This window comes from Allohahella sp. A8, from assembly GCF_047946665.1.
Taxonomy (GTDB): domain Bacteria; phylum Pseudomonadota; class Gammaproteobacteria; order Pseudomonadales; family Oleiphilaceae; genus Allohahella.
The window spans coordinates 3,395,461-3,410,283 of the sequence record NZ_CP172312.1 but is presented as its reverse complement, the minus strand read 5'-3'; the positions used below and the strand labels follow the sequence as shown (position 1 = coordinate 3,410,283).

The following is a 14,823-nucleotide window of genomic DNA, read 5'->3' as shown; positions in this document are numbered from 1 at the left end:
TCTGCCATCCTGACCATTGTTCGAGCGGTCTGCGCTCGTCTACGGAACTGGGGGATATGGACATGCACAACACTTCAGCGCTAGTTGTCGAAGGCGGTGCGATGCGGGGCATTTTTGCCGCCGGCGTTCTGGACGCCTTCATGGCAGCAGCCTATTGCCCCTTCGCCTATGCTTTTGGCGTTTCTGCCGGTTCCACCAACCTGATGGGCTATCTGTGCAATGAGCACGGACGGAGCCGGAAGATCATCATGGAGCATGCCTGTGCGCCAGAATTTATCAACTGGCGCCGCTTCATCAAGGGCGGACACCTGTGCGATGTGCATTGGCTATGGCATCAGTCTTATGAGGATGTCCCGCTCAATCTGGAACACTATCTCAATGGGAATACGCCGCTATGGGTGGGCGTTACTGCCGTGCGGTCAGGAGAGCCGCGTTACATCAGGATCGATCGGGACAACATGCACAGCGTGCTGACAGCATCCTGTTCGATACCCGTGGCCTATCGGGACTACCCGCTGGTGAATGGCGAGCCGATGAGCGATGGCGGTCTCATCGATTCGATACCGGTCGAACGTGCGTATGAAGAAGGTGCGCGCGATATAACGGTCATCCTGTCGCGTCCGCTGGGCTACCGCAAGAAGCCGTCACGTCTGCCTGCTGTCACTCGTTCGGTGTTCCGGGAATATCCAGCACTCGCCGAAGCACTGTTACAACGACACGAGCGTTACAATGCTTCGCTCGCGTTCATTACCGAGCCGCCTGCTGACTGTCGTGTTCGAATCATAGCGCCGCCAGCCAGGTTTCCGGTTGGGCGGCTGACTCGCCAGCCGGAGAGGCTGGCTGAGGGCTATCGCGAAGGGCTCGAAGCCGCCCGCGATTACCTCGAAAACGTTGGCGCGCTCGAGGCCCTGCTTACTTCCGCTTGAGCGCTGCCTGCAGCGACAGGGCCAGCGCTGAAGGGTGCCCACTTTGTGGCTGCTGGGCCGCTGCGGTGTTGCTTCGGCCAGATCCTTGACGACCTGAATCACCCCGGCCTCCTGATCTGCTGTCTCGTGTGCTGCCTGATCGTTCGCTCTTGCTCTTGCCATCCGACTCGGCTTCGATTGGGTCGTTCAGGCGCATCGACAGACCGATGCGTTTGCGCTGCGTGTCGACCTGCATCACCTTGACCTTGACGATGTCGCCAGCCTTTACCACATCCCGCGGGTCCTTCACGTACTGATCGCTCAGCGCTGAAATATGTACGAGGCCGTCCTGATGCACGCCAATGTCGACGAAGGCGCCAAAGGCTGTGACGTTCGTGACCTGGCCTTCGAGTAGCATCCCCGGATTCAGGTCGCTCAGCTTTTCAATGCCGTCAGCAAAGCGCACGGTCTGGAACTCTGGGCGGGGATCACGACCGGGCTTCTCGAGTTCTGCCAGGATGTCCTTCACCGTAGGCACACCGAATTGTTCGTCGGTGAACAATTTCGCATCCAGGCTGCGAAGGTAGGCGCTGTCGCCAATCAGTTCATTAACAGGCCGGCCCGCGTGCGCGACGATTCGCTTCACGACTGGATAGGCCTCAGGATGCACGCCGGAAGCATCCAGTGGATTACTGCTCTTGGGAATGCGCAGGAATCCAGCCGCCTGCTCGAAGGCTTTTGGCCCCAGGCGCGGCACCTTCTTGAGCTCAGCACGCGAAGTGAATGTACCGTGCTCGTCGCGATAACCAATGATACTGTCCGCGAGTGACGGGGAGAGGCCGGCAACACGAGAGAGCAGTGCGGAGGACGCAGTATCCAGATCAACGCCGACGGCGTTTACACAGTCTTCGACTGTAGCTTCGAGGCTGCGACCAAGATCGGCCTGGGAGACATCGTGCTGGTATTGGCCGACACCGATTGCTTTCGGGTCTATCTTCACCAGCTCGGCTAGCGGATCCTGCAGGCGTCGCGCAATTGAAATCGCGCCGCGGATGGTGACATCAAGGTCAGGAAATTCCTGCTCTGCCAGAGCTGAGGCCGAGTACACCGACGCGCCGGCTTCTGACACCATGACTTTCGTGAGGCCAGGCACCTTCGCGGCCTCGATGACTTCAAGCGCGAGCTTCTCGGTCTCCCGGCTTGCCGTGCCATTACCGACCGCGATCAGCTCGATGTTGTACTTCTGGCACAGTGCGCTCAGCGTCGCGACCGATTGGCGCCACTGGTTCTGGGGCTGATGTGGGTAGATCGCCGTGTGATCCAGGACCTTGCCGCTGGCATCCACCACTGCAACTTTGACGCCGGTGCGGAAGCCGGGGTCAAGCCCCAAGGTCGGCCTCGGACCTGCCGGTGCCGACAGCAGGAGGTCGCGCAGGTTGGTGGCAAACACGTTGATTGCCTCTGCATCCGCACGTGCTCGCAGTGCCGCGAACAACTCGGTTTCGAGGTGCAATGCCAGCTTGATACGCCACGTTGCCTGGACTACCTGGGCACGCCAGGCATCAGCAGGCTGATTGCGATCAACAAATTTCAGGTGCGAGGCGACTGTCTGTATGAACCCGGCATCACCATAGCTGGCTTCGCCAGTCGCATCCCGCTCGGGCAGTAGAAGCTTGAGTGTGAGAAAGCCTTCGGCGCGACCTCTAAACATTGCCATGGCCCGATGGCCCGGTACCTTGGCATAACGCTCACGGTGTTCGAAGTAATCAGAGAACTTGGCGCCCTCCGCAGATTGGCCTGCCTGCACATTTGCGCAGAGAAAGGCTTCACCCTGCATCTGCTCGCGCAGACGGGCGATCAGGGAGGCGTCCTCGGCAAAGCGCTCCATCAGGATGTAGCGGGCACCTTCAAGCGCCGCTTTTTCATCCGCTATACCCTTCGCTGCGTCCACATAAGCCGCTGCCGTCTTTGCTGGATCATGCGATGGCTGCTCCCATAAAGTTTCAGCCAATGGCTGCAAGCCGGCCTCTATTGCGATCTGACCTTTGGTTCGCCGCTTTTTCTTGAATGGCAGATAGAGATCTTCAAGCTCAGCCTTGGTCTGGGCGCCCTGCAGCCGACGCTGCAGGTTACTGTCCAGTTTCCCTTGGTCGGCAATTTCCTTCGTGATCGCTTCACGTCGAGCCTCGAGCGCTCGAAGATAAACGAGACGCTCGTCCAGCAATCGCAGCTGAGTATCGGTGAGCCCGCCTGTAGCCTCTTTCCTATAGCGTGAGATAAAAGGCACGGTTGCACCGCCATCGAGCAGTTCAACGGCTGAAACGACCTGATGTACGTCTGCGCCTATGTCATCGGCGATACGCTGATTGATACTGTTGCTTGTAGCTGAGGTCACGAGAAGTCCTTCTTATACTCTATAAAGCGGTCTGCGAGAGGGATAGTAAACTGGCCGCGTCGAATGATACACGCTCCACGCGTGCTGCAGCCAACGCGCTTGCGTTTGTCGCCGGTACTACGCCCCCAGCTTACGCCCGATTTAATATAGCCCTGGAGGGTTTGTAATGCCTCTGAGCGGAGTTTGATGGGATTGCGGTGATCACGAAGCAGTCTCATCGCATACGAAATGCTCACAACAAACATAAAATGGAGCACTGCAATGAGAACTTCGTTCTATACACTCGCGCTTGCCTCAACAATCGCGAGCACGTCCCTCACAATGAGCGGCGCAACGCTGGCCGACAACGCCGGTAAAAGCCCCAATCAGGTTCGCTATCATGGGGGCGATGAAATCGTATTACAGGGTTTCCACTGGAATGTCGTCCGTGATAACAGGGGCGCCTGGTACAACACGCTAGCCAACCAGGCAGCCAGCATCGCCGATGATGGTTTCACCGCAGTCTGGATGCCGCCGCCATGGCGAGATCATTCCGCCTGGAGTGATCCTTCGACAGGGACCTCTGGCGGTGGCGAGGGCTATTTCTGGCACGATTTCAACAAAGATGGGCAGTACGGCAGTGACGCTCAGCTAAAACAGGCTTCACGCCAGTTACGGGCTGACGGCGTGAAGGTGGTGTACGACATCGTACCCAACCACATGAATCGAGGATACCCGAACAAGGCGATCAATTTACCCACGGGTCAAGGCATGTGGCGGCATGACTGCCCTGACCCCGCCTCGAATGTTGCTACCGGATGTGATGACGGTGACCGCTTCATGGGTGGCGATGCCGACCTGAATACCGGTCATCCTGACGTCTTCGGCATGTTCAGCGCAGAACTCCGCAACCTGAAGAATAACTACGGGGCGGGTGGCTTTCGATTCGACTTCGTACGCGGCTATTCCGCCAGCCGTGTCGACGCCTGGATGGGCGAGGCGGCAGATAACAGCTTCTGCGTAGGAGAGCTCTGGAAGTCGCCCGCTGAATATGAAGGCTCCGACTGGCGTAGGCAAGCCAGCTGGCAAGAGATTCTCAAAGACTGGTCGGATGACGCCAAATGCACGATCTTTGACTTCGCCCTGAAAGAGCGTATGCAAAATGGCAGCATTGCGGACTGGCGCTTTGGTCTGAACGGAAACAGTGATCCCCGCTGGCGCGAAGTCGCTGTTACCTTCGTCGACAATCACGATACCGGCTATTCACCTGGCGCCAATGGCGGACAGCACCACTGGGCACTGCCGGATTCGAAGATCAGGATGGCCTATGCCTATATTCTTTCAAGTCCAGGTACGCCAGTAGTGTACTGGGCACACATGTACAACTGGGGCTACGGTGATTTCATTCGCCAGTTGATACAGGTGCGCAAGAGCGTGGGTGTGAAAGCATCGTCCGAGATCCGCTTCCACGGACAGTATTCGGGGCTGGTCGGCACGGTCACGGGCGACGCCGGCAAGCTTGTCTTCGCCCTCGATTCCAACCTGTCCAACCCAGAGCAAATTGCCTCTGGTGACTTCCGGTCTGCAGTTACTGCAGACAATGGCAAAGTCAGAGTCTGGAAGACCGGGGGCGGGTCTGATCCTCGCGATCCGACGGCTTCAGTCAACTTCCGTTGTGACAATGGCGTGACGAATTGGGGTCAGAGCGTTTACGTGGTGGGCAATACAGCGGAACTTGGTAACTGGAACGCGAGCGCTGCCGTGCGTTTGCCAGATGCCAGCGGCTATCCATCCTGGACAGGCAGCATAGCGTTACCGACCGGCAAGGCTGTGGAATGGAAGTGCATAATTCGCAGTGAGAGCAATCCGTCGCAGGTTATCAAATGGCAATCAGGAGCCAATAACAGGGTAACGGCCACGGCGGGTGCGACAACACGCGGACAGCTATAGAAACGCCATTTCAGCGCCTCTTTCCGGAGGCGCTAACGCTCGGCACAAACCATACTCTCACGCGCCCAGACGGGCGGCATTTGAAGGCCAGGCATGTCGCCAGTACTGGGGCGCGTGGCTCGATACACCAGACCCTGGTGTCTCACGAGTGCGCCTGGGCTATAGGCTTCTCCAAAGGAATATTCACCAATGCTTTCACACGCGATTTCGCTGACCTCTGAGCTCGAGCCTGGCTCACTCTGAGGGAGCGGTTGGGTCTTTATATCGCCCTTGGTCTCCGCCGCGCCTGTATCATGGCTATTTGATTTCGGCACCTGCGTCTCATCGGTGAGGGGTGCCGCCATCGGTTCAGACAGGTCACAGTCAGGGGCATCTACGGCCTTCCAGCTGAAACTACTGCCTGGTTCATGGCCAGCCTGCCGTTCGCGAGCCTGGTACCACTGCCCCTCATGATGAACCCTGGCGCCCTGGTCATAGGGCCTGCCGGAGATCCAGCGTTGCTCTTCGGTCGAAGGGCATTCAGCTGCAGTCGATGTGGACAGCAGGGCCAGCCCTAACACGAAAAAGCTCTGCGGTTTGAGGGCAGATAATCTGGCAATGGCAGCAGACCGACATCGATTCGGCATCTTGACGTCCTTTGGGAAGAGGTGTGGTGTTGAATGTAACAGCGGGAGAGGCGGGAGATAAGAGGGTCGTCAGAAAAATCAAAAGAGGGCACCAGCAGTGCCCAAACACAGCAAGAAGACGCTTGCCTGAACAGGGGGAACTATTCGGCGGGCTTTACAAGGACGACTGGCGTCTCCCCGCTGTTGTCGAAAAAGAAGGCATAGGTGCCGGTTTCAGGCGGTGTGAACATGAAATCTTCGAACACGGCTGAGCAGTTCGCTTTAGCGGGCTCGCCAATCTTGATGGTCTTGAATTCCTCGGAGAGGTAGCCGCAGTTGGTGCCTGCGCTCCAGGTGGCATTGCCGAACTTGAAACCGTAGGGCTGGCCGTCCGCTTTCAAGGAAACTTCCGTCCTATACAGGTCGTCGCCAACTTTCTTGACCTTGTACTCGGGCGCGATATCCCACCAGTTGAACTGGCCACGCAGGTAGAGCACTTCGCTGAAGTCACGCTTGCCACTGGCGGTTTCAGTTTGTTCTGTAGTGGCACAACCGCCTACTGCAAGCAGGGCCACAAAGGGGACGAGTGCTATTTTGTTGAGCATCACGGTTATCCTTCTGATTATTGTTAGGGGGCGCCGGGGCAGCCCTATCGGAACTGCCCCGGCTACACTCGACGGTCAGTCCTGCGCTACCACCAGGCTTCCATCTGCAGGCCCAGCTGCAGATCACCGTCTACGCCTTCGCCACCGCGCGCCGACTCAGCCTGATCACCGAAGAAGCTGGCGACATAGGCGCGGATGACAGGACGAGCCCAGTAACCCGGACCGGCAGACCACTGCTGTGCAATTGCGATTTTCTGCAGCTCAGTCGAGTCGTCCGAAAATGGCTGGTGCTCATCGGCATAGCCAAGTTCAAACGTGGTGCTGCTGAACGGTGTCCAGTTGAATACCGGACGGACCACAACGCTCAGACGCTCAGGTGACTCCTGATTGATAACGTCGTAAGTATCACCCTGTGCATAGAGGGCTGAGTAACCCAGATCCCAGCCACCGCCCAGCTTGATGACGCCGTGGTTGAGCACGCGCCAGCTCTCTTCGAGTGTGCCGGCGTAGTAGGGTGCGTTAAGGCTGACGCCCGAACCGTGGTTGGCGAATGCTGATTCGCCGAGGGAGTCGGTGGCGTACTGCAACACGAACTTGTTGAAGCCGCCCATGAATTCTGAAGCGAGCTCGGCGCTGAAGAACAGTCCATCTTCATCATCGATACCTGCGTCTTCCTGCTGGTCGGTCAGATCCGCCATGCCGTAAACGCCAATGAGCGTAAGATTGTTTGAGCCAATCGGAAAGGCATAACGCACGTCGAACTTGTTGTTCTGAACGATGTTCTCGTCATTTTCCCTTTTGTCAGAGTTGAGCCAGGCCAGCGAGAACTTTCCGGCGCCCATCTGGATATTCTCGATACCGCCGCCGTAGCCGGAGTTGTTCACATAGAAGAGGTCGAGCTGATGAACATCGTGACGCTGGTAAAAGCGTTTGCCTGCCCAGAGCGTTGCGCCTGGCAGTGCTTCGACGACGCCTTTGCCAGAAACGTACAGCTGGCGCAGTGCGACTTCGCCACCGCCGTAGGGGTCACTGTTGTTTCTGGTGACGGTGGTAACAGGTAGATTGGTTACTGGGTCGAGTTCAACGTTGACGCCGCTGACGTCGTTGGCGCCGTTGAAGGCCTGATAATCATTGCCCTGCAGATTTGCGCCGTAGGCAATCATCGAATCGATGCGGAATGACTTGCCATCCTGTGCGAATAGCTCTTCGCCGATGCCGATTTCAGCATAGGTGTCGCATTCGTCGGCGAGTCTGCCCACATAATGGCCATTGGCGCCATTGCCGAAACAGGTCTGTTCGCCGCCACTGTTTACGTTGCTGGACAGGCCGGCGCGGGCATATCCAAAAAATTCAACAGCCACCGCGGACGATGCAAACGCGGCTGCCGCAACTGCCGCCGCAATGGCTGAGAGTCTTTTAACTTGAAGGTGGTTCATAGGTGCTTCCTGTTTTTTTGTTGTCTTGTTCGATAGTCAGGGAAGCGTCTACTCGCCGCATCATCCACGCCTGTTTTTTTGGGGGAGGGGGCGCGGATCGGGTTGGGGCGTAGAAGGGTGGGAGTGACGTGAGCGCGGCCCTGTATCGTAGCCACTTTGGCTCGCAGCCAGTTGTTGTTGTATCTGCGTGCAGCAGGGTTTAACCAACTGTCCAATCAATCTATTCAACCAAGGAATTGATCATGCAACGACCAGTCTACCGTTTGATATTTCTGAGCTGTTTTATCAGCGTTCCAGTTTTAGCCGCGCCCATTTCAGTCACCGATTTTGACACGATCGAGACGGGCGCGAAGATTGTCGGCCCTGTGGGGCCGGACGTGGAAGTGTCTTTGGTCAGAGGTAATGGCGACAGCGTAGGTGATCTACGTAGTAGCGTCAGCTGTCCCGCGGGCTTCGCCGACTGCCTGCCGCCGGCCAATCCTGCCGACACTGTTTACACCTATTCGCATACAGTGACGCCTGGCGTGGATCATCCTAACGACCCGCCATTCCCGAATCCCGCGACCGTCGTTGAATTCGATGATGTGGGCTCGTTCAGCCTGGGGTTTGAAGCCTATGGTTTCAACGGTGTCGCGGGGTATGATTTTACGGAGGCGGCGTTCGCAGGCGTAGGCTTCAGTCTGGAGCAGAGCGATCTCGGTGAGCTGATCTGGCTGGCCGACAGTGAGGGCTGGGATACCGGCGAGCCGATCACCTTCTTCTGGCAGACGACACAGGCGCCGGCAGGTCCCGGTGGTGTGTACGCCATATCAAATGCCATCGACAGTGGCGCTGGCGCTGGGCCTATACCAGTTGCAACCGCTGTGCCGGCACCACTTGCTGCGCTATTGCTGCTGTCAGGGCTGGCGGGCATCGGCTTGCGGCGACTGACTGTCTGAGCCAGCGCCGCTGCCGGCAAACTGCTTTAGCTAGCGCAGCGGAAACCGGGTCGGCTGAAGGCTGTCCTTGATCTTTTTCAGGTGGCCCTGGAAATCACTGCCCCGCTTGAGGGTCACGCCGGTGGTGAGGATGTCGATGATGGCAAGGTGAATGATGCGCGAAGTCATCGGCACATAGACATCAGTGTCCTCCGGGGCGGTGACTTCGAGCGCTACCGTGCAGGTCTCGGCCAACGGTGAGGCGGGAGCCGTTATCCCAATGACAGTGGTGCCGTTACTGCGAGCCAGTTCCGCGATTTCCACCATCTCACGGGTGCGGCCGGTATACGAGATAACGACCATCACGTCTCCGGTGCTGGAGCCCGCCGCCACCATACGAGCCATCAGCGCATCGTTATACGCCACCACCGGGATATTGAAGCGGAAGAACTTGTGTTGCGCATCGAGCGCAACTGGTGCCGACCCCCCCATACCGAAGAAACTGATCTGCTTCGCCTGGATAAGGTAGTCAATCGCACTCGCCAGGGCCTTGGTGTTCAGCGCCTGCCTTGCATGATCCAGGCTGGCCATGGTGCTGAGGATGATCTTGTCGGTAAACGCGGCGACATCGTCGTCGATGTCCACGTTCTGACCCACGTACGGCGTACCGGTCGCGATGCTCTGTGCCAGACGAATCTTGAAGTCCGGGAAGCCGCTTGCGGAAAAGTTCCTGCAGAAACGATTGACGGTCGGCTCACTCACCTCCGCGGCCTGGGCCAGTGCCGCGATACTCGACCTCGTCGCCGCAGACGGATCACGCAGTATGGCTTCGGCGACCTTGCGCTCCGACTTGTTCAGCTGGCCCAGGCGTTCCTGAAGCTGCTTCAGCAGGCTCGAAGTCTGGGTGGCTGCAGCATTGGTCATGTTGAGATCCTGATCATGAAAGTCTGTAAGGAGTTGCGTCTGCCGGCCGGTCAGACAAGCGTGTGTGCTGTCATCAGCCATGGCGCCTGCCCGCCACTATAGCGCCTTTTATCAATAGCCTGCGAGTGCACCTGTGAAAACAGGGTCTAGCCCGCAGCCTCCTGTGAATCTGACGGTTTCAGCCACAACGACTGTAGTTATGTAGTAAAATAATCAACACCTTCCGTTGATGTCTTGGCTTTTAGGCAATTACCTGCCACTATTGTAGTAAGTTTACTACAAATTATCCCTCTATTGCTGTGAGTTTTGTTCGACTATGAATAACAAGGCCAAGGTCTGCTGCGATATCGCCATGTTTGGAGCCCTGGGCGATCTCGCTCAGCGCAAACTCTTTCCTGCCCTCTATCAGCTGGATCGTGCTGATCTGCTGCCACCGGAAACCCGCATTCTGGCTCTGGGGCATCAGGACAGCGACACCGGCAAGACGCGTGAGCGCCTGGCGCGCAAGCTGGCGGAACATGTGCCGAGCAAGGAACTGAGCGACGAGGTGGTAGACCGGCTGCTTGGGCGAATCAAATACCTCCGGCTGGATTTTGCCAATGCCGAAGGCTACAGCGGAATTCGTCAATGGCGTGAAGGTTCGAGTGTGCCCCTGGTCGTGTACATGGCTACGCCGCCTTCACTGTATGGTCATATTGGCGGTAACCTTCGCACGGCAGGCTGTATCGAAGCCTCCACCCGCGTGGTGGTCGAAAAGCCGATAGGCCATGATCTCGAGTCGTCGAGGGTGATCAACGATGAGCTTGCTGCGGTTTTCAATGAATCGCAGCTGTTCCGTATCGATCATTATCTCGGCAAGGAAACTGTGCAGAACCTGATCGCGCTGCGCTTCGCCAATAATTTGTTCGCCACCCAGTGGAATCAGGATCACATCTCGCACGTCGAAATCACTGTGGCGGAGCGTGTGGGCATTGAAGGCCGCTGGGGTTATTTCGACAAGGCCGGCCAGCTGCGGGACATGGTGCAGAATCACCTGCTGCAGCTGCTCTGTCTCATTGCCATGGACCCGCCTGCTGACCTGAGTGCTGACAGTATCCGTGACGAGAAGCTCAAGGTGCTCAAGGCGCTGCGTCCAATCACGCGAGACCTCGTGGATAGCCATCTCGTGCGCGGGCAGTACACCGAAGGCAGCTGTGGTGGCCAGCCAGTGCCTGGCTATCTGCAGGAGGACGGCGCAGCGGCTGGCAGCAAGACCGAGACCTTCGTGGCGATCAAGGCCGAGATCAACAACTGGCGCTGGGCCGGCGTGCCGTTCTATATGCGCACCGGGAAGCGTCTTCAGGACAAACTGTCGCAGATCATCATCCACTTCAAGCCTGCGCCACACTATATCTTCGATCCCGATCAGGCCCACCTGGCCAATAACCGGCTCATCATCCGCCTGCAGCCCGACGAGGGCATGTCTTTGCAGATACTCACCAAGGATCAGGGGCTGGATAAGGGTATGCGCCTGCGTCAGGGGCCGCTTGAACTGAGTTTCTCGGAAGCCTTCGATAAGGCGCGCATTCCCGATGCCTATGAGCGGCTGCTCTGGGAGGTCATGAAGAATAACCAGTATCTCTTCGTGCGCAGGGATGAAGTCGAAGCGGCCTGGCGTTGGACCGATCAGGTCATTGCGACCTGGCAGGACCATGGCGGTCTGCCGAAACGCTATGCGGCGGGCACCTGGGGGCCGATGGCTGCCATTGCCATGATCGCGCGCGATGGCCGGAGCTGGTACGAAGATGGCTGAGGCCGGCTCCGCCTTCCGCTTTCATTTAACCCAACATCTCAAGCTGAGTCTCAGCACATTGTTTATAAGGAAAACCAACATGTTTCAGTCCAGTCTGCCCCAAGCCCACCGTAACCAGATCCAGGCGGTGCTTTCCTCGTGCCCGCTGGTGCCGGTCATCACTATCGATGATCTCGATCACGCCGTGGCGCTGAGTCGAGCGCTGGTGGCTGGCGGTATCAGGATTCTGGAGATCACACTGCGAACCGAGCATGGTCTGGCTGCCATTCGTCAGTTGCGCAATGCCCTGCCTGATGTCTGGGTGGGTGCCGGTACCGTCACGACCGTCGAAACCTACCGCGAGGCTGAGGCCGCCGGTGCCCAGTTTATCATTACACCAGGATCGACTCCGGCGCTGTTGGAGCATGGTCTCAATGCAGCCGTACCAATGTTGCCGGGCGTCTCAACGCTTTCTGAGATGATGCTCGGCTATGGCCTGGGGTATCGCGAATTCAAGTTCTTTCCTGCTGAAGTGGCTGGTGGTGTCAAGGCGCTGCAGACCTTCGCTGGACCCTTTAGCGATGTCACTTTCTGTCCGACCGGAGGTATTCGTCAGGAGACTGCGCGGGACTATCTTGGCCTTGATAACGTTGCAGCGGTCGGGGGAACCTGGCTGACGCCCAAGAAACTAGTCGACGCCTGCGACTGGGATGCTGTGACGCGCCTGGCAGCTGAAAGTCTGCAGCGTTGCCGGGGTTGAGGGTTTTCGGGAATTGACTGAGTGAAGCTAGTGTCCGGTCGATACCGGACACTAGCTTAGAGCGAACTAGCGAATGCTGTCGCCGACGCTGACGATCTTGAGGGTATTGGTGCCGCCCTGGGCGTTGGCATAGTCACCCTTGGTGATGATGACCAGATCGCCAGCCTTGACCACCTTGCGATTCACGAGTTCCTCTACCGCAGCGGCATTGATGCGATCGTTCGGCATTTCTTCTGAATCGAAAGGTACCGTCTGTACCCCGCGGTACAGCGCAACCTTGTGTTGGGTATCGTGGCGACGCGACAGCGCGAAGATTGGCAGACTGGACTTGATACGCGACATCATCAGCGGCGTCGCTCCGGTCTCCGTCATGCAGATGACTGCAGTGATCTGCTTGAGATGATTGGCTGCATACATGGCCGATAGTGCGATGGACTCATCCACCCTGGCCATACTTTCGTGTATGCGATGCTTCGAGGTTTGTGTCGATGGATGTTTCTCTGCACCGATGCAGATCCGCGACATGGCTTCGATGGTCTGCACGGGATATTCGCCAACCGCCGTTTCGGCAGAGAGCATTACTGCATCCGTATAATCGAGCACGGCGTTCGCGACATCGGAGACTTCGGCGCGCGTCGGCATCGGATTGTGAATCATCGATTCCATCATCTGCGTCGCCGTAATGACAATGCGATTCAGGGTCCGGGCTCGCGCGATGATGTGCTTCTGCACACCCACAAGTTCGGCGTCGCCAATCTCCACGGCCAGGTCACCTCTCGCAACCATGACCACTTCAGAGGCTTCGATGACCGCATCCAGTGCCGCTTCATCGTGAACCAGCTCCGCTCGCTCGATCTTCGCCACAAGGCCGGCGCTGGAGCCGCACTCCTTAAGGAGCGCTCGAGCGGTATGCATATCTTCGGCGGTACGGACGAACGAGACTGCAACATAGTCTGCGCCGATCTTGGCAGCAGTCTTGAGGTCGGCCTTGTCCTTGTCGGTCAGCGCCGGCGCAGACAGGCCGCCGCCGCGTTTGTTGAGGCCTTTGTTGCTGGAGAGCGGGCCACCGATCAATACCTTGCAGATGATGGCACGGTTTTCGATCTGTTGAATTTCAAGTTCGATGCGCCCGTCATCCAGGACGAGTACATCGCCGGGGCTGACATCATCGATCAATTGTTCATAGTCGATACCAACGCGCTCTTCGGTGCCGGCTTCCTTGTCCATGGCTGCGTCCAGAACGAACTGCTGGCCCGCCTGGAGACTGATTTTCCCGTCCGTAAAGCGGGCGATACGCAACTTGGGTCCCTGCAGGTCTGCAAGAATCGCGACGAAACGACCCTGGGCACGCGCAGCCTCACGAACGGCCTCGGCATTGTTGCGATGCTGTTCTGCGCTGCCGTGCGAAAAATTCAGTCGGGCGACATCAACGCCAGCCTTGATGATGGCAGCGATGGACTCGGGTGAGCTGGTGGCTGGTCCCAGCGTGGCTACGATCTTCGTGCGTCGAAGGGCGGGAGCGCCGTCCTTGGTGCTCAGCTTGGTGGTGCTCATGAGCGCGCCACCTTCATCAGTGCAATCGCGTTATCGAGCATGCGGTTGGAGAAGCCCCACTCGTTGTCGTACCAGGCCATGACCTTGGCGAGCCGGCCATTCACACGGGTGTGGTTGGCGTCGAAGATGCTGGATCTTGGATCGTGATTGAAGTCGATACTGACCAGCTTCTGATCGTTATAGCCCAGGATCTTTGAGCCATCCGCAGCCTTTTTCAGAATCTCGTTAATTTCTTCGGCGCTGGTGTCGCGGTTGGCCACAAAGCTCAGGTCTACCAATGACACATTGATGGTTGGCACGCGCACTGCCATACCGTCGAGCTTGCCCTTCAGTTCCGGCAGGACCTTGCCAATGGCAGCGGCTGCGCCAGTCTTCGTTGGTATCTGTGATTGAGTCGCAGAGCGCGCGCGATAAGCGTCGCTGTGATAGACGTCGCTGAGGTTCTGGTCGTTGGTATACGAGTGAATCGTCGTCATCAGGCCGCTCTCGATGCCGATGCTGCTATGCAGGGCCTGAACGACCGGTGCAAGGCAATTGGTCGTGCAGGAGGCGTTGGAAATGATTTCGTGGTCAGCGCCCAGGGTGTGTTCATTGACGCCATAGACAATCATGGCATCGGCATCTTCCGAGGGTGCCGAGATGATAACCTTTCTCGCGCCCGCCTTGATGTGCCCGGCGGCTTTTTCCCGGCTGGTGAACAGGCCGGTGCACTCCAGGACCACGTCGACGCCACGTTCGCCCCACGGCAAGGCCTGCGGATCGCGAATGGCCGTAATGGTGATGCGGTCCCCATTGACAGTAATAGAGTCGGCGTCGCTCTCGACAGTGCCAGCGAAACGCCCGTGCACGCTGTCGTACTTCAGCAGATGGGCATTGCTTTTCGCGTCGCCGAGGTCGTTGATCGCGACCACGCGCACCGCCTCCCGGTACTCACCTTCATACAGTGCGCGAAGGACATTGCGCCCTATGCGTCCAAACCCGTTGATAGCTATGCGAATGGTCATGTCGGGCCTCCTCGGCTC

At 57.9% G+C, this 14,823-nt stretch carries 12 protein-coding genes; 5 read left to right on the top strand and 7 right to left on the bottom strand.

Features of this window, described 5'->3' with window-relative positions:
- The first annotated feature begins 62 nt into the window (after positions 1-62).
- On the top strand, positions 63-926 hold the full coding sequence (locus ACH3PB_RS15260) for a patatin-like phospholipase family protein (RefSeq protein WP_416396236.1): 864 nt from the start codon (positions 63-65) through the stop codon (positions 924-926).
- On the opposite strand, the gene ACH3PB_RS15255 is transcribed toward ACH3PB_RS15260, so the two are convergent.
- On the bottom strand, positions 913-3,300 hold the full coding sequence (locus tag ACH3PB_RS15255; RefSeq protein WP_416396234.1) for a Tex family protein: 2,388 nt from the start codon (positions 3,298-3,300) through the stop codon (positions 913-915). The genes ACH3PB_RS15260 and ACH3PB_RS15255 overlap by 14 nt on opposite strands.
- 261 nt (positions 3,301-3,561) lie before the next feature.
- Between ACH3PB_RS15255 and ACH3PB_RS15250 the strand changes: the two genes are divergently transcribed.
- Positions 3,562-5,229, top strand: a complete 1,668-nt coding sequence (locus ACH3PB_RS15250) for a glucan 1,4-alpha-maltotetraohydrolase domain-containing protein (RefSeq protein WP_416396232.1) — start codon at positions 3,562-3,564, stop codon at positions 5,227-5,229.
- A gap of 32 nt (positions 5,230-5,261) precedes the next feature.
- Here ACH3PB_RS15250 and ACH3PB_RS15245 read toward each other — a convergent pair whose 3' ends face one another.
- The 3 genes from ACH3PB_RS15245 to ACH3PB_RS15235 all read right to left on the bottom strand — a co-directional run bounded on the left by ACH3PB_RS15245 (position 5,262) and on the right by ACH3PB_RS15235 (position 7,875).
- Entirely contained in the window at positions 5,262-5,855 is a 594-nt protein-coding gene (locus tag ACH3PB_RS15245) for a hypothetical protein (RefSeq protein ID WP_416396230.1), read from the bottom strand.
- A 140-nt stretch (positions 5,856-5,995) separates the two neighbouring features.
- Positions 5,996-6,439, bottom strand: a complete 444-nt coding sequence (locus ACH3PB_RS15240; protein WP_416396228.1) for a hypothetical protein — start codon at positions 6,437-6,439, stop codon at positions 5,996-5,998.
- Between the two features lie 86 nt (positions 6,440-6,525).
- A complete protein-coding gene (locus ACH3PB_RS15235) occupies positions 6,526-7,875 on the bottom strand; it encodes a carbohydrate porin (protein ID WP_416396226.1) in 1,350 nt (449 codons plus the stop codon).
- Between the two features lie 242 nt (positions 7,876-8,117).
- Between ACH3PB_RS15235 and ACH3PB_RS15230 the strand changes: the two genes are divergently transcribed.
- Positions 8,118-8,813, top strand: coding sequence for a hypothetical protein (locus ACH3PB_RS15230; protein WP_416396224.1), 696 nt, complete (start codon positions 8,118-8,120; stop codon positions 8,811-8,813).
- A 30-nt stretch (positions 8,814-8,843) separates the two neighbouring features.
- On the opposite strand, the gene hexR is transcribed toward ACH3PB_RS15230, so the two are convergent.
- On the bottom strand, positions 8,844-9,716 hold the full coding sequence (gene hexR, locus ACH3PB_RS15225) for a transcriptional regulator HexR (protein WP_416399472.1): 873 nt from the start codon (positions 9,714-9,716) through the stop codon (positions 8,844-8,846).
- Between the two features lie 316 nt (positions 9,717-10,032).
- On the opposite strand from hexR, the gene zwf reads away from it, so the two are divergent.
- Entirely contained in the window at positions 10,033-11,508 is a 1,476-nt protein-coding gene (gene zwf, locus ACH3PB_RS15220; protein WP_416396223.1) for a glucose-6-phosphate dehydrogenase, read from the top strand.
- A gap of 79 nt (positions 11,509-11,587) precedes the next feature.
- Positions 11,588-12,247 carry a bifunctional 4-hydroxy-2-oxoglutarate aldolase/2-dehydro-3-deoxy-phosphogluconate aldolase gene (locus tag ACH3PB_RS15215; protein ID WP_416396221.1) on the top strand — a complete coding sequence of 220 codons (660 nt, stop codon included), beginning with the start codon at positions 11,588-11,590 and terminating at the stop codon, positions 12,245-12,247.
- Positions 12,248-12,313: 66 nt separating this feature from the next.
- On the opposite strand, the gene pyk is transcribed toward ACH3PB_RS15215, so the two are convergent.
- Complete coding sequence (pyk, locus tag ACH3PB_RS15210; RefSeq protein WP_416396219.1) at positions 12,314-13,801, bottom strand: pyruvate kinase; 1,488 nt, start codon at positions 13,799-13,801, stop codon at positions 12,314-12,316.
- On the bottom strand, positions 13,798-14,805 hold the full coding sequence (gene gap / locus ACH3PB_RS15205) for a type I glyceraldehyde-3-phosphate dehydrogenase (RefSeq protein WP_416396217.1): 1,008 nt from the start codon (positions 14,803-14,805) through the stop codon (positions 13,798-13,800). Before gap ends, pyk begins: the two co-directional genes overlap by 4 nt.
- Positions 14,806-14,823: the final 18 nt, after the last annotated feature.